Consider the following 15,446-nt stretch of genomic DNA (forward strand, 5'->3'; position numbering starts at 1 on the left):
CGGTCAACTCAGAGAAATACGAATCGCAGCAGCGGTCGCCAGCGGTGCCAGCACCAGGGCGATCACCAGTCCAGCGCCCAGCATCAGCAGCGCACCGACCGGATCCTGTCCGCGGCTGGCTGCCGCCAGGCTGCCGGCACCGAAGACAAGCACCGGTACATACAACGGCAACGACAGCAACGCCACGAGAATACCAGAGCGCCGGATGCCCACGGTCAGTGCAGCGACCACGCCACCGATCAGGCTCAACAACGGTGTTCCCAACAGCAACGATGCCAGCAACATCGGCAGCTGGTCATGCGGCAGATGCAGCATTTCCGCCAGCAGCGGGCTCAGCAGGATCAACGGCAGGGCGGTGGTCGCCCAATGCAGCAGCACGCGTACCAGCACCAGCCACGCCAGTGGCACCGGCGCCAGCAGCCATTGTTCGAGCGAACCGTCTTCGGCATCGGAGCGGAACAGCGAATCCAGCGCCAGCTGCCCGGCCAGCAGCACCGCCAACCACAGCACCGCACCGGCGGTGGCAGCCAGCGGCTGCGGATCCCGGCCCTGGGCGAGGGCGAACAGCACCACCACCAGCAGGGCGAACAGCAGCGGCTGCAGTGCATCGCCGCGACGGCGCCAGAGCAGACGCAGGTCGCGCGCAACCAAGGCGCGGGCGGTCTGCCACAGGCCCGGTTCAGTGCCCGGCGCGATCATGCGGCACCGCCGAGATCGAGCTGGCGGGTGCGTACCGGCGGGGCGGCATAGGCGCCATGGGTAGTGACCAGGGCGGCGCCGCCGCTGCGCAGGTGTGCGGAAATCATCCGGTTGACCAGGTTGATGCCTTCCAGGTCGAGGTTGGCATAGGGTTCGTCGAGCAGCCACAGCGGTGCTGGCGACAGCCAGATGCGGGCCAGTGCCAGGCGCCGTTTCTGTCCGGCCGACAGGTGCCGCACCAGGGTGTCCTCGTAGCCGGCCAGACCAACGATGGCCAGCGCATTGCCCGGCATCTGCCGTGCGCGGCGGCCGTGCAGGCCACACAGGAAATGCAGGTTCTCCAGCGTGTCCAGGTCCGGCTTCAGCGCCGGCAGGTGGCTGAGGTAGGCGACATAGCGCGCACGCTCGGCGTTGCTGGCCGGCTTGCCGTCGATCAACACCTGGCCCGCGCCCGGGCGCGCCAGGCCCGACAGCACGCGCAGCAGGGTGGTCTTGCCGGCACCGTTGCCGCCCTGCACCAGCAGCGCTTCGCCGGCATCCACGTGGAAGTCCAGCGGGCCGAACACCGGCTCGTCATTGCGGGAGAAGCTCAGGCCGCTGGCAGCCAGCAATGCAGGGGTGTTCAAGGCGCAGGGGTCTTCATGCAGGAGTGCGGCGGCAATTGTAGCGGTGAAACCGCATCGGGTAGTGCCGGCCGCTGGCCGGCAGCTTTGCCAGGCGCCGGTGTGGCATGTGCAAAGAGCCGCCGGGTATGACCCGGCGCTACCGTCGGCGCCGCAGGCCGGGTCGGGATTTCGTACACTTCCAGCCCTTGTTTCCCCACAGCCCAGGCCGATGCAACCGAACACCAAGCTGCCCAAGGTCGGTACCACGATCTTCACCGTGATGTCCCAGCTCGCCGCCGAACATGGCGCGGTCAACCTCGGCCAGGGGTTCCCGGATTTCTCCGCGCCGCAGCGGCTGATCGACGAAACCAGCAAAGCGATGGCCGCCGGCCTGAACCAGTACCCGCCGATGACCGGCGTGGCGCCGCTGCGCCAGGCCATCGCACAGAAGTCGCTGGACCTGTACGGCGCGCAGATCGATCCGGACACCGAGATCACCGTCACCAGCGGCGCCACCGAGGCGATCTTCAACGCCATCCACGCCGTGGTGCGTGCCGGTGAGGAAGTGATCGTGCTCGACCCGGCCTACGACTGCTACGAACCGGCGATCGAGCTGGCCGGTGCTACGGCGGTGCATGTGCCGCTGGACCCGCAGACCTTCGCGGTGGACTGGGACCGCGTGCGTGCGGCGATCACCCCGCGCACCCGCCTGCTGATGGTCAACACCCCGCACAACCCGTCCGGCGCGATGCTGGACGAAGCGGACATGCAGGCGCTGGCCGATGTGCTGCGCGGCACGCAGATCTACCTGATCTCCGATGAGGTGTACGAGCACATCATCTACGACGGCCGCCGTCATGAATCGGCACTGCGCTACCCTGAGCTGCGCGAGCGCACCTTCGTCATCTCCAGCTTCGGCAAGACCTACCACTGCACCGGCTGGAAGATCGGCTACGCGGTGGCGCCGCCGGCGATGACCGCCGAATTCCGCAAGGTGCACCAGTACAACACCTTCACCAGTTTCGGCCCGGCGCAGTACGGCTTTGCCGCAATGATCCGCGACGAGCCGCAGCATCATCTGGAACTGGGCGCGTTCTATGAAGCCAAGCGCGACCGCTTCCGCGAGCAGCTGGCCGGTACCCGCCTGAAGGCGCTGCCGGTGCCGGGCGGCTACTTCCAGCTGGTCGATTATTCGGCGATCAGTGACCTGCCGGACCACGAGTTCGTGAAGTGGCTGACCATCGAGAAGGGCGTCACCGCCATCCCGCTGTCGCCGTTCTACGAAACCGCGCCGGTCGGCCAGCGCCTGGTACGCCTGTGCTTCGCCAAGAACGAGGCCACCCTGGACGCGGCGATCGAACGCCTGCGCCTGCTGTGAGCGGAGTAGACGACATGCAGGATCTGCGCATTTCCCTCGTTCAGGGCGACACGCGCTGGCACGACCCGGCCGGTAACCGCGCCTACTACGGTGCGCTGCTGGCGCCGCTGGCGGGGACCACCGATCTGGTCATCCTGCCGGAGACCTTCACCAGTGGCTTTTCCAACGAGGCCATCGCCCAGGCCGAAGGCATGGACGGCCCGACCGTGGCCTGGGTGCGCGAACAGGCCAAGGCCTTGAACGCGGCGGTGATCGGCAGCGTGCAGCTGCGCGATGGCGAGGGTGTCTACAACCGCCTGCTGTTCGCCACCCCCGACGGTGGCCTGCAGTACTACGACAAGCGCCATCTGTTCCGTTACGGTGGCGAGCACGAGCGCTATGCCGCCGGCCGCGACCGCCTGTGCGTGGAATGGAAGGGCTGGCGGATCAATCCGCAGGTCTGCTACGACCTGCGTTTCCCGGTGTTCTGCCGCAACCGCTACAACGTCGAGCGTGTTGAACAGCTGGACTTCGACCTGCAGATCTTCGTCGCCAACTGGCCGTCGGCTCGCGCTTATGCGTGGAAGACCCTGCTGCGCGCGCGGGCGATCGAGAACCTGTGCTTCGTCGCTGCGGTCAACCGCGTAGGCGTGGACGGCAACCAGCTGCATTACGCCGGCGATAGTGCGGTCATCGACTTCCTCGGCCAGCCGCAGGTGGAGATCCGCGAGCGCGAGCAGGTGGTGACCACCACCATCTCGGCCGAAGCGCTGGCCTCGCACCGTGCACGCTTCCCGGCGATGCTCGATGCCGACGCCTTCCATCTGGATGTGCAGGCCTGATACGGCGGCTGAACGCCTCCTGCCTCACCGCGCGCGCCTGCATCCAACGTGCACGCGCGCGCTGCTAGATTCGCCCACATTCCGACCGATGTGGACGTTCTGCCGATGAATACCAAGCCGTTTGCCCTGCTGCTGGCGCTGGCCACTGCCTCCCTGGCCCCGACCGCGCAGGCCGGTGGCAATCTTGATTGCCAGCTGCGCTACAACCTGTCGGGCTGGTCGCTGATCTACAAGACCGCCTCGGGCAACGGCACCATCCACTGCACCAACGGCGCCAGCATGCCTGTGCGGATCCAGCTGAAGGGTGGCGGCCTGACCGTCGGCAAGTCGAAGATCACCGATGGCCGTGGCAGCTTCACCGGCGCCAGCAGCGTCGGCGAGCTGCTGGGTACCTACGCCTCGGTAGGCGCGCACGCGGGTGCAGTGAAGTCCAGCAACGCGCAGGTGATGACCAAGGGCGATATCTCGCTGGCCCTGTCCGGCACCGGCAAGGGCTGGGACCTGGGTGTGGACGGCGCCGCGTTCACCATCAGCCGGCGTTGAGCCGGGCCGGCGCGGCTCCTTCCCAGCTGATGCGGATGTAATGCTGCTCGGCATCGCTGGGCAGTCGTTCGACCTCGAAGCCATTCTTCTGCAACTGCGCGACGACGCCCTCGACGAGCCGCTCGCTGGCCAAAGCCTGGCTGAAGCCGAACACGATGTAGCGGCGGCCATTTTCCGACCCCGCCTGGATCGATGTGTCGAGATCGCGGTAGTACTGGTCGACAGGACGCGTAGCGGCATCTGCGTTGGCGCGGGCCTGTTCGGCGGTGATGGTGATCATGGGCATCTGCCTCGTTGGGGAGAGTGCGCACGATAGCCAGTGCATAGGGGGCGATTCCGGAAGCAGCGCACAGCGCATGGCCTTTGCAATAATTCCTAGGCCACAACGGCGCGCGGCCGCTGCAGACAAAGTGCAAGCAGCCCGCATGCGATGAGCGTCGGTGCCAGCAGCTGCAGTGCACCGACCACGGCCATCGCCACGCCGATCAACAGGTAATAGAGCAGGCCGAACAGCGCGCCTGCGCTGCCGAGGCAATGCGGATAGCCGCGCAGGGCCTGGCCGAGCACATTGGGAATGGCCAGGCCGAAGCCGGTCACCACCGGCACCATCGCCACGACCAGAGCGGGTCGATCATGCAGCAGTACAGCCAACAGGCCACCGGCCAGCACCAGCCCCGCGGCGAGTTGGATGCGGGTGGTGGCGCACGCGCCTGCGCGTAGCAGGCGGCCATTGCCCCAGGCGCCCAGCGCCGAACCCAGCGCCAGCAGCGCTCCGCTGGCACCGAACCAGGCCAGCGGCCAGTGCAGTCGCTCGAACACGAAGGGCCCCAGGGCGTACCAGCTGTACATGGCCACGTTGAATGCCATCACCAGCAGCGCCTGTGACCAGATCCAGCGGTCGCAGAGCAGTTGCCGCAGCAGTGGCAGCAGAGGGGTGTGCCCGACGTTGGCAGGGCGGCTCTCGTGCAGGCCGGATGTGCATCCGAGCATCAGCAGTAGGGCAATCAGCAGCAGGCCTGCCTGCACGCCGGCATAGCCATGGGTGGCAACCAGCAACGTCCCCAGTGCCAGCCCGATCGCCGGGCTCAATGCCAGCGCCATGCCGATCCACGAGAACGCCTGCGCCAAGGCCGGCCCCTGCAGGTGATCGCGCAGTACTGTCTGCGTCACCACCGAGGCCGTCGCCGCGCCCAGCGCGGCCAGTGCCTGGGCCAGCAGGACCTGGCCGAACGTGCTGGCCAGCAGGCCTCCGCAGGCCGCCAGTGCGAACACGGCCAGGCCGCCGAGCAGGGCTGGGCGGCGGCCGATACAGTCGGCCAGCCATCCCCACAGCGCGACACCGGCGGCGAAACCGAACAGGTAAAGGCTCATCGCCTGGCTGGCGGCGCCCGGGGGCAGCGCGAAGCGCCCGGCGAGATCGGCCAGGGCGGGGCTGTACAGGGTCTGGGCCAGCTGCGGGAACATCAGCAGCGCGATGGTGAGCAGCAACAGGCGACGCGACATGCGGGCGCTCCGGAATCGGGGCCGCGCATTGTGGTGGCCGGCGCGTTGGCGCAATCTGTCGGTCCTGACAGAAAGTGTAGGAAATCGGACATGGCCTGGCTGCAGCCGGATGCGCACTTCGATGCCGATGCCTGGGACGCGCCGGTGCTGGGCATTGCCTCGTCGCTGGCTGATCACGATTCGGGCTGGCATCAGCACGCACGTGCGCAGCTGCTGTACACGCGGCAGGGCTGCACGCGGCTGACTTTTGGTGACCGCATCAGTCTGCTGCCGCCGTCGCGCGCGGCCTGGATCCCTGGCGGCCTGCGCCATCGCGCGCAGATGCGTCAGGCGGTGGACTACCGCTCGCTGTACTTCGATACCACGCTGTCGGCACAGCTGCCGCAGCAGCCGGCAATCATCGGGGTGGGGCCCTTGCTGCAGGCGCTGCTGGAGCCGATCGCGCAGGCACCGTTCGATCACGACTGGCAGGCGCCACGTGCGCACCACCAGCTCGCGCTGTGCTTGCTGGAGATCGCCGCCGCACCGGTAGCGCCGATGGACCTGCCATTGCCGCACGATCCACGCATCGCACGTTGCCTGCCGCTGGCCGAACACCTGCCGCCCGAACTGGGGGAGCTGGCCGCACGCACGGGCTTGAGCGTGCGCACCGTGGGCCGGCTGATGCAGCGCGACACCGGCATGGGCTACCAAGCCTGGCGCCAGCAATGGCGCCTGATGCGGGCGATGGAACTGCTGCTGCTTGGCCATCGCGTCGCACACGTCGCGCAGGACACCGGCTTCTCGGCAGAGAGCCCGTTCATTGCCTTCTTCCGCAGCATGGCTGGCACCACACCCGCCGCCTTCCAGCGCCACGCGAAAGGGGACGGAGGGGATCAAGTCGCTTTCGCCCATTCGACACACAGTCTGGCAAAAACGACTTGATCCCCTCCGTTCCCTGTTTAAAGAAAAACCCCGGCCGGAGCCGGGGTTTTTCATGTGTCAGCAGTGCGGCCGATCAGCCGCCGCGCGGGCCGCTGCGACGCGGGCCACCCGGGCCACGGTTGCCGCCGGGGCCACCCGGGCCGCGGTTGCCACCCGGGCCGCCGGGACCACGATTGCCACCGGGGCCACCCGGACCGCGATTGCCGCCCGGACCACCCGGACCACGGTTACCACCCGGACGTGCATTCGCATTGCCGCCCGGACGACCGTTGCCGGCCGGACGCGAGGTGCCGTACGGACTGAAGCCGGGATTGGCGTGGTCGGACGGGAAGCTGGGGGCATTGCCCGGATGGCCGTACGGATGCTTGTTGCCCTGGCCCTGCGAGCGGTTGCCCGCACCGGCCGGACGACCCTGGCCGCCGGCGCCACCACGACCTTCTCCACCGTAGCCACCACGACCTTCACCGCCGTAACCGCCGCGACCCTGGCCGCCACCGGCGCCTGCGCCCGGGCCCTTCGGCTTGCCGTACGGACGGCCCTGGCCGCCTGCACCTGCACCCGGACCACGCGCGCCGGGGCCGCGTGCGCCCGGACCGGCATTGCGGTGGCCGCTCGGGCCGGTGCTGACGCCATCAGGCACGTACCAGGTACGGAATGCGGCCGGGTTGCCTTCCGGCAGCGAGCGGTCGTTCTTCGGCGCGCGCTGTTTGAACGGGCGCTGCGCCTGCTTGGCTGCGGCTTCACCGCTGACCGTCAGGCCGCCCTTGAAACCGCCGCCACCCTTGCCGCCGCGACCGCGGCCGCGGTCTTCGCGGACGTTGTCGAAACGACGCAGTTCGCGACCTTCATCGGCGGTGTTGTGCCCGTTGACGTAGGCGTTGCCGCGGCCACCTTCGCGCACGCGCACGGTGGTCTTGGCGGCACGACGCTGGCCGATCACCGGCTGCAGGGTCAGGGCCGACGGCGCGCCTTCTTCCAGCTTCAGTTCGGCGCGCAGCGCTTCGACCTGGCTGCCCGGCAGTTCGACGGACTGGCCGCGGGCCAGTTCGCGCGGCAGGCTGACCTTGCCGTAGCGGGTGCGCTTGAGGCGGCTGACCTGGCAGCCCTGCGATTCCCACAGGCGGCGCACTTCGCGGTTGCGGCCTTCCTTCACCACGACGCGGAACCAGTCGTGCGAATCGGTACCGCCGATGCGTTCGATCTCATCGAACTTGGCCGGGCCATCTTCCAGCGCGACACCACGGGTGAGGCGGTCGACGACGGCGTCAGGCACCTTGTCCTCGCCTTCCGGGGCACGCACGCGCACCACGTACTCGCGCTCGACCTCGAACGAGGGGTGCATCATGGCGTTGGCCAGCTCACCGTCGGTGGTCGCCAGCAGCAGGCCGGTGGTGTTGATGTCCAGGCGGCCGACGGCGATCCAGCGGGCGCCCTTCAGCGCCGGCAGGGATTCGAACACGGTCGGGCGACCTTCGGGGTCTTCGCGGGTGGTCACTTCGCCTTCCGGCTTGTTGTAGACCAGCACGCGCGAGGGTTCGGCCAGCGCGGTGGCGACGAAGCCGCGACCGTCGAGCTCGATCTTGTCGCCGCTCTTGACCGACATGCCGGTCTGCGCGACTTCACCGTTGACCTTGACCAGGCCTTCAGCGATGCGCTGTTCCAGCGCACGACGCGAGCCGAGGCCGGCCTGGGCCAGGACCTTGTGCAGGCGTTCTTCCAGCTTGAACTGTTCGGACGTGGCTTCGCGCTTGAGCGAAAGCTTGTTCAACGAGGGCTTGCGGGGGGTGTCACTCATCAGTTTTGCTCCGGCCGACGGTTTCGAGGTCGGCCTCTGGTTCGGAATCGGCTTGGTCAACAGCCACGGTCGTCTTCGCGACGGCGTTGTCTTCGCGTTCGTTCACTGTCACCGCGCGCTCGCCCGGCGCGGAATCGGGGTGCCCATCATCGGAGGGCGAAGGTGCTTGCTCATCGTCGGCCGCCGCAGGACGTGCGTCGGCAGAATCGGGGGTGTCGCCAGCGGTGATGCCGGCGTCGTCATTTGCAGCGGTATCCGGGTCGGCGCTCACGTCCGGGCCGTCGGCACTGGCGGCGAGGGGGGCGTCGCGATCCAGCGCCAGCTGCGGTTCCAGGTCGCCCAGGTCCTTCAGCTCGGAAAGGGGCGGCAGTTCGTCCAGGCGTTTCAGCCCGAAGTAGTCCAGGAAGCCCTTGGTGGTGCCGAACAGGGCGGGCTTGCCGGGTACGTCGCGGTGGCCGACCACGCGGATCCACTCGCGCTCTTCCAGTGCCTGGATGATGTTACTGCTGACCGCCACGCCGCGCACCTGCTCGATCTCGCCACGGGTGATCGGTTGCCGGTAGGCGATCAGTGCCAGCGTTTCCAGGGTGGCGCGGGTGTAGCGGGTTTTGCGTTCGGTCCACAGCCGGCTGATCCAGCCATGTACTTCGGCAGTCACCTGGTAGCGGAAGCCGGAGGCCACCTCCACCAGTTCCACGCCACGGTCCTGGCAGCTCTCGCGCAGCCGTTCCAGCGCACGTTCGATGCTGCCCGGCGGCGCCGGCTCATCTTCCGGGAACAGGTCCTTCAGCTGGGCCAGGGTGAGCGGCTGGCTGGAGGCCAGCAGCGCACCTTCGACAATGCGGTTGATCAGCGTTTGATCCATCGGCAGTCAGCGCTCACTCGTTTTCATTGGCGGCGTCGTTGTCGTCGAATTCGCTGCTGAACTGCAGCGGGGCATTGGTATTGCCGGCGGCCAGGGACTTCACGTAGATCGGCGCCAGCGGTTCTTCCTGCACAAGGTCCAGCAGCTGCTCCTTGGCCAGTTCCAGCACGGCCAGGAACGTGACCAGCACGCCCAGCTTGCCTTCTTCGGCGGTGAACAGGTTTTCAAAACGATAGAACCTGCCGTCTTCAAGCCGTCCCAGCACTTCGCCCATGCGCTGCCGGACACTCAGCGCCTCGCGCTTGATCGCGTGGCCGGTGAACAGCTCGGCGCGCTTGAGCACGTCGTGCAGCGCCATCAGCATTTCCTTCAGGTCCACCGGCGGCGGCAGCTTCACTGCGGCGCGCTCGGGCATGAAGGCATGCGCCACGCTGGTGTCACGGTCCTGCCGGGGCAGGGCGTCGATATCCTCGGCGGCCTGCTTGAAGCGTTCGTACTCCTGCAGCCGTCGCACCAGCTCCGCACGCGGATCGGCCTCCTCGCCCTCCACGCTGGGGGGGCGCGGCAGCAGCATGCGCGACTTCACTTCCGCCAGGATCGCCGCCATCACCAGGTACTCGGCGGCAAGCTCGAAGCGCAGCTCGCGCATCACGGTGATGTATTCCACGTACTGCCGGGTGATCTCGGCCACGGGGATGTCCAGCACGTCCAGGTTCTGCCGGCGGATCAGGTACAGCAGCAGGTCCAGCGGTCCTTCAAAGGCGTCCAGGATGACTTCCAGCGCATCCGGCGGGATGTACAGGTCCTGCGGAATCTGCAGGACCGGTTGCCCATGCACCACGGCCAACGGCATTTCCTGCTGCTGGGGGGCGGGCGGCCGGGTTGGCGTGTTCGCGTCGAGCGCGAGTTCGGAAGTCATCTAATGGAGATCAGGATTGCAACGGACCAGTCGCGGCAGCTGGCATACCGGGCAACTGCCACGGACCGCCAGGACACCAAGCACGCCTGTCTCGGCGCGGTTCCACACATCAAACAATATGACGCTCCGCAGGACACGGCAGCGACAGGACTACGGGAGGTCGTCTACGGGGCCCGGTCGGGTGGACCGGTTCGAAGCAGCGGGTCGGTCGTCGGGGGCTGCGTTGGCCGCAAAAACCGACGGGCTGCTGCATCCAGCCACGTGCAATGGTCCCTAGGGTAAGCCTTTGCCGCGTCGGTGTCCAGCCGAGGCCGGGCAGGGTGTTGGATTGGCTAGAATCGCTTGACCAGCAACGCGAGCGAGGAAATGCCGGTGTGGTATGTGATTGAAGGATATGACGGCCAGGATGTCCTGGCCCAGCGGCTGCAGGCGCGGCCCGAGCACCTGGCGCGGCTGACCGCATTGCGCGATGAAGGCCGCCTGCTTCTGGCTGGACCGTGTCCGGCGATCGACAGCGAAGACCCGGGCCCGGCAGGGTTCAGTGGCTCGGTGGTGATTGCCGGCTTCGACTCGCTGCAGCAGGCCCAGGCTTGGGCCGATGCCGACCCATACGTCGCCGCGGGCGTCTACGTGCGGGTACAGGTGCGTCCGTTCCGCAAGGTGCTGCCGTGAACGCGAAACGGATCGAGCAGATTCGTGATGCGCTGCAACAAGCACTGGCCCCCAGCGTGCTTGAGATCGAAGACGACAGCCATCGCCATGCAGGCCACGCCGGAGCGCGCGATGGTCGTGGCCATTTCAACGTGCACGTGGTCAGCGAGCGCTTCGCGGGAATGGCGCCGCTGGCCCGTCATCGCGCGGTCTACGCGGCGTTGGGCACGCTGATGGAAACCGACATCCACGCGTTGTCCATCCGCGCACACACCCCGTCAGAGCAGGGCTGAAACCCTGTCCCGAGCTGTCCTGGCAGGTCCGTCGAGGGGCCTGCCAAGGACAGATTTCTGTGTCCGTTTAGGGACATTCGCCTAACGGACTGTTTACAAGCGCAGATGGAAACGCTTACATTCCGCGCCATTGCTGGTAGATCCAAGCCGTGGAGGGCGGCTTCGTGAACAAAGCAGCCATAACAATCAAAGACGTCGCCCGTGAAGCCAAGGTCTCTGTGGCCACCGTTTCGCGCGCGCTCAACGGGCATGAAAATGTCGCCGAACCGGTCCGCCAGCTTGTGCTGGAGGTGGCCGCACGGCTGCGTTACACCCCGCACGCCGCCGCCCGCAGCCTGAGCAGCCGCCGCACCAATACGGTGGGCGTAGTGCTTCCAGACCTGTACGGCGAATTCTTCTCCGAGCTGATGCGTGGCATCGACAACGTCGCCCGCAGCCGGCGCCAGCACCTGCTGGTGTCGAGCTATCACGGCGACCAGGAGCAGCAGGGCGCAGCCCTGCGTGCCATGCGCGGCCGGGTCGACGGTCTGCTGGTGCTCTCACCCTATGCCGAGAGCCCGGGGTTCCTGACCGACAACCTGCCGCAGGCATTGCCGACGGTACTCATCAACACCTACCTGCCTGGGCAGGACCATCCGGTGTTGAGCATTGATGACCACGCCGGGGCGATGGCGATGACCCGCCACCTGCTCGACGCCGGCCATCGGCGCATTGCATTCATTTCTGGCCCGGACCTCAACTTCGACGCGCGTGAGCGCCTGCGCGGCTTCCGTGATGCGCTGGCGGCTTTTGGCGGTGGCGCCGAGGGGATCGAGTTGCCCGGTGATTTCGACGAAGCTTCCGGCCATCGCGCCGGTCAGGAGTTGCTGGCAGCCGGCACGCTGCCCGATGCCGTATTCGCCGCCAACGACATGATGGCCCTGGGCTGCCTGTATGCCTTCGCGCAGGCAGGTGTCCATGTGCCGTCCGATGTCGCCCTGGCCGGTTTCGATGACATTCCGCTTGCGCGTTTCGTCCACCCGTCGCTGACCACCATGCAGGTCAGCATCGCCGAACTGGGCGATCGGGCGATGTCGCGCTTGCTGCAGTTGATGGACGGCACCTCCACGGATGGGACAGGGGACAAACAGACCCTGGTCCCGCGCCTGATTGTTCGCGATTCCACCACTCCGCCATCCGGCCATTGAAGCCAGAGGCGTTCCTTCTTTTTTGATTGATCGCAGGTGCCGCGCAAGCGGTCACCGCCACCCGGAGATTGAGTTGATGATGCATTCCACGATCCGCACGCCGGCGCGCCGGCTGCTGAGCACCGCCCTGGTCAGCTGCCTGATGCTGGCCGCCGCCCCGAACGTCATGGCGCAGTCGGCCAACGCCAGCCTGCGTGGCCAGGTCTCCGGCGCGCAGGCCGGTGCCGAAGTCACCGCCACCAACGTCGCCACCGGTACCGTGCGTCGCGGCACCGTGCGCGCCGACGGCAGCTATTCGCTGATGGGCCTGGACCCGGGCACCTATGACGTTGTGGCCAACGGCCAGACGCAGAAGGTCACCGTCACCGTCGCCTCGACCTCGACGCTCAACTTTGCTGGCGCCGCCGCCGGTGGCACCGGTACGACCGCCGCCACCAATCTGGACACCGTCAACGTCGTCGCGCCGACCCTGCTGCAGGAAGTGCGTACCTCCGAAGTCGGCAAGACCGTCAGCCTGCAGCAGATCCAGACCACCCCGCAGGTGTCGCGCAACTTCCTGGAGTTCGCCGACGCCGTGCCGGGCATGATCTTCACCCGCGATGCCAAGGGCAACACCTCGCTGCGCGGCGGTGCCACCAACTCCGACGGCACCAACGTCTACATCGACGGCGTGGGCCAGAAGAGCTACGTCAAGGGTGGCGGCGTGGCCGGCCAGTCCGGCAGCGCCGGCAACCCGTTCCCGCAGTTGGCCATCGGTGAATACAAGGTCATCACCGGCAACTACAAGGCCGAGTACGGCCAGGTGTCCAGCGCTGCCGTCACCGCTGCGACCAAGTCGGGTACCAACGAGTTCAAGGGTGAAACCTTCTACCGTTACACCAACGACAGCATGCGTGCGATGACCCCGGCCGAGCGTCAGCCGAACAAGGGCAAGGAAGATTCGGCCGAGAAGGAATACGGCTTCGCCCTGGGCGGTCCGATCATCCAGGACAAGGCCCACTTCTTCGTGACCTATGAAGCCAAGCGCTTCGACCTGCCGGTGACCATCGCTCCGCACGGCTCGGTGACCAACAAGGCCGACCGTGTGCCGGCCGATGCGCAGGCGGGCCTGGGCCCGGCCAGCCAGCCGTTCCAGCAGGATCTGATCTTCGCCAAGATCGACTTCGAGCCGACCGACAACGACCGCCTGGAGTTGACCTTCCAGGACCGTGACGAAACCCAGCAGCAGTTCTCGGACCAGACCGCGCCGATGGCTGGCAAGGAAACCAAGAACACCGACCGTCGTTACGCGCTGCGCTGGAACCACAGCGGTGAGCGTTACTACAACGAGCTGATGGTCACCCACGAGGATTCGTTCAACAATCCCAAGCCGCTGAGCCTGGGCAACGGCTTCAACTACACCGCTCCGGACGGCGCCAACGAGGAGCGCCCGATCGTCTCCATCGGCGGCTCCTCGGCGATGTCGTCGCAGGTGAAGGGCCAGAAGGGCTGGTCGATCGAAGACAACCTGACCCTGGACGGCATCGAGTGGGCCGGTGACCACACCATCAAGATGGGTGCCAAGTACAAGCAGATCGACCTGTACGCCTCCGACGCGGCGCAGATCAATCCGCAGTTCTACTACACCATCGACAACCCGACCTTCCCGGACAGCATCCCGTACAAGGCGCAGTTCGTGAAGCCGGTCACCGGCGTATCCGGCGTGTCCGGCGAAGTTCGTTCGAAGGTCAAGCAGATCGGCCTGTTCATCCAGGACGACTGGCAGGTCAACGACCACCTGCAGCTGAACCTCGGCCTGCGCTGGGACTACGAGAAGAACCCGTCCTACCTGGACTTCGTGACCCCGCCGGAAGTGGTCAACGCACTGTTCGCGCAGGACCCGCGTGCCGCAGCCGGCCAGAGCTACGCCGATACGCTGGCGCTGAGTGGCCTGAACATCAACGATTACATCAGCAACGGCCACAACCGCAAGGCATTCAAGAATGCCTGGCAGCCGCGCCTGGGCTTCTCGTATGACATCAATGCCGACGAGCAGCACGTGATCCACGGTGGCGCGGGCCGTTCCTACGACCGCGACCTGTTCGACTACCTGCAGCTGGAAACCACCAAGCTGGCCCTGCCGCAGCCGACCATCTACTTCCGCAACCCGGCCACCGGCCAGTGCTTCCAGGGCAATGCGGCCTGCTATGACTGGAACCCGAACCTGCTCAACGGCATCGGCAACCTGCAGAGCCTGGTCGGTTCGACCAGCAATGCCGGCCTGGAAGTCGACCTGCTGAACAACAACCTGAAGGTGCCTTACGCTGATCAGTTCAGCCTGGGCATGAGCAACCAGATCGGCGACTGGCTGACCGATGCCACCATCGCGCGCACGCTGACCTACGATGGTTTCGCCTTCACCCTGGGCAACCGTTACCCGACCGGCAACTTCTTCGATGACCCGCGCCTGTGCGGTGGCACCGAACCTGGCCTGGGCCAGGCCTGGAGCTGCAATGTGCCGGGCTTCGGCAGCCTGATCATCGGCCAGCAGGGCATCAAGACCCGCGCCACCCAGATCCTGCTGTCGGCGCAGAAGCCGTTCACCCAGGAAAGTGGCTGGGGTACCTCGATTGCCTATACCTGGACCACTGCCCGCCACAACCGTGACATCAACGAGCACTACGCGTTCGACCGCGGCGTGATCGGTGACTACCCGACCATCCGCTCCAACGGCGCGCCGCGCCACCGCCTGGTGGTGACCGGTTCGTACGCGGGCTTCTGGGGCATCACCTTCGGTGGCAAGATCACCCTGGCCACGCCGACCGCGATCAATGACTGGTACGGTGTGCCGCAGGCCAACGGCTTCGATCTGCCGACCCCGATGGCGGCGGTTCCGGGTGGCAATGGCAAGTTCCTGCTGGGCGGCAAGATCTTCGGCTACCGTTCGGTCGACCTGCAGGCCACCAAGACGTTCAAGATGGCGGGCGATACCGAGCTGTATGCGCGTATCGACATCATCAACGTGTTCAACTTCGACAACTTCTCGAACTACAACTACTACAAGAACGGCAAGTTGACCGCGAGCTACAACGAGACCGGCGACATCGTCGGTACCCCGCGCCAGGTCAAGGCGGAAGTGGGCTTCCGCTTCTAAGCGGAATGCCTGGTGCAGCATCACGGAGCCATCGGATCGCCGATGGCTCCGGTTTTAACGGCAATGGCCGGCCTCCGGGCCGGTCCATTGTCCAGGCCATTGCCAGACAGGGGGCAATGGCGTGGGCAAT

15 protein-coding genes are annotated in these 15,446 nt (G+C 66.6%); 8 read left to right on the top strand and 7 right to left on the bottom strand.

All coding sequences use genetic code 11. The features are described from left to right. Positions 1-3: 3 nt before the first annotated feature. The gene (ccmB, locus tag AC27VL_RS06080) at positions 4-699 is read right to left on the bottom strand and encodes a heme exporter protein CcmB (protein ID WP_100553021.1); all 696 of its coding nucleotides are present in this window, start codon (positions 697-699) and stop codon (positions 4-6) included. After that, positions 696-1,580: a heme ABC exporter ATP-binding protein CcmA gene (gene ccmA / locus AC27VL_RS06085; RefSeq protein ID WP_425507003.1), complete on the bottom strand. Its 885-nt coding sequence runs from the start codon at positions 1,578-1,580 to the stop codon at positions 696-698. Before ccmA ends, ccmB begins: the two co-directional genes overlap by 4 nt. On the opposite strand from ccmA, the gene AC27VL_RS06090 reads away from it, so the two are divergent. The 3 genes from AC27VL_RS06090 to AC27VL_RS06100 all read left to right on the top strand — a co-directional run bounded on the left by AC27VL_RS06090 (position 1,534) and on the right by AC27VL_RS06100 (position 4,046). Further along, positions 1,534-2,682, top strand: coding sequence for a pyridoxal phosphate-dependent aminotransferase (locus AC27VL_RS06090; protein ID WP_265952928.1), 1,149 nt, complete (start codon positions 1,534-1,536; stop codon positions 2,680-2,682). The two genes, ccmA and AC27VL_RS06090, sit on opposite strands and share 47 nt — an antisense overlap. A gap of 14 nt (positions 2,683-2,696) precedes the next feature. Further along, complete coding sequence (locus AC27VL_RS06095; protein WP_100553018.1) at positions 2,697-3,503, top strand: amidohydrolase; 807 nt, start codon at positions 2,697-2,699, stop codon at positions 3,501-3,503. A 105-nt stretch (positions 3,504-3,608) separates the two neighbouring features. After that, positions 3,609-4,046, top strand: coding sequence for a hypothetical protein (locus AC27VL_RS06100; protein WP_180166407.1), 438 nt, complete (start codon positions 3,609-3,611; stop codon positions 4,044-4,046). Here the strand turns inward: AC27VL_RS06100 and AC27VL_RS06105 are convergent. Together AC27VL_RS06105 and AC27VL_RS06110 are read right to left on the bottom strand one after the other, a co-directional pair. Then, positions 4,033-4,326 carry a hypothetical protein gene (locus AC27VL_RS06105; RefSeq protein ID WP_100460594.1) on the bottom strand — a complete coding sequence of 98 codons (294 nt, stop codon included), beginning with the start codon at positions 4,324-4,326 and terminating at the stop codon, positions 4,033-4,035. The two genes, AC27VL_RS06100 and AC27VL_RS06105, sit on opposite strands and share 14 nt — an antisense overlap. A gap of 95 nt (positions 4,327-4,421) precedes the next feature. Then, positions 4,422-5,549, bottom strand: coding sequence for an MFS transporter (locus AC27VL_RS06110; protein ID WP_488765835.1), 1,128 nt, complete (start codon positions 5,547-5,549; stop codon positions 4,422-4,424). Between the two features lie 90 nt (positions 5,550-5,639). Here AC27VL_RS06110 and AC27VL_RS06115 point away from each other — a divergent pair, with 90 nt between their 5' ends. Further along, the gene (locus AC27VL_RS06115; protein WP_488765836.1) at positions 5,640-6,473 is read left to right on the top strand and encodes an AraC family transcriptional regulator; all 834 of its coding nucleotides are present in this window, start codon (positions 5,640-5,642) and stop codon (positions 6,471-6,473) included. Between the two features lie 73 nt (positions 6,474-6,546). Here the strand turns inward: AC27VL_RS06115 and AC27VL_RS06120 are convergent, their stop codons facing one another. The 3 genes from AC27VL_RS06120 to AC27VL_RS06130 are packed head-to-tail and all read right to left on the bottom strand — an operon-like array spanning position 6,547 to position 10,052. Next, positions 6,547-8,268: a pseudouridine synthase gene (locus AC27VL_RS06120; RefSeq protein WP_346558279.1), complete on the bottom strand. Its 1,722-nt coding sequence runs from the start codon at positions 8,266-8,268 to the stop codon at positions 6,547-6,549. After that, the gene (scpB, locus tag AC27VL_RS06125) at positions 8,261-9,133 is read right to left on the bottom strand and encodes an SMC-Scp complex subunit ScpB (protein WP_089236192.1); all 873 of its coding nucleotides are present in this window, start codon (positions 9,131-9,133) and stop codon (positions 8,261-8,263) included. Before scpB ends, AC27VL_RS06120 begins: the two co-directional genes overlap by 8 nt. Before the next feature lie 13 nt (positions 9,134-9,146). Beyond that, positions 9,147-10,052: a segregation and condensation protein A gene (locus AC27VL_RS06130; protein WP_089236191.1), complete on the bottom strand. Its 906-nt coding sequence runs from the start codon at positions 10,050-10,052 to the stop codon at positions 9,147-9,149. A 372-nt stretch (positions 10,053-10,424) separates the two neighbouring features. Between AC27VL_RS06130 and AC27VL_RS06135 the strand changes: the two genes are divergently transcribed. From AC27VL_RS06135 to AC27VL_RS06150, 4 genes are all read left to right on the top strand, one after another. Next, positions 10,425-10,724, top strand: a complete 300-nt coding sequence (locus AC27VL_RS06135) for a YciI family protein (RefSeq protein WP_025876500.1) — start codon at positions 10,425-10,427, stop codon at positions 10,722-10,724. Next, entirely contained in the window at positions 10,721-10,996 is a 276-nt protein-coding gene (locus AC27VL_RS06140) for a BolA family protein (RefSeq protein ID WP_100460571.1), read from the top strand. Before AC27VL_RS06135 ends, AC27VL_RS06140 begins: the two co-directional genes overlap by 4 nt. A 164-nt stretch (positions 10,997-11,160) precedes the next feature. After that, complete coding sequence (locus tag AC27VL_RS06145; RefSeq protein ID WP_089238008.1) at positions 11,161-12,183, top strand: LacI family DNA-binding transcriptional regulator; 1,023 nt, start codon at positions 11,161-11,163, stop codon at positions 12,181-12,183. 76 nt (positions 12,184-12,259) lie between these two features. Next, positions 12,260-15,316, top strand: coding sequence for a TonB-dependent receptor (locus tag AC27VL_RS06150; protein ID WP_108266225.1), 3,057 nt, complete (start codon positions 12,260-12,262; stop codon positions 15,314-15,316). Positions 15,317-15,446 lie beyond the last annotated feature (130 nt).

This window comes from Stenotrophomonas sp. 14P6.2.3 (genome assembly GCF_057799055.1).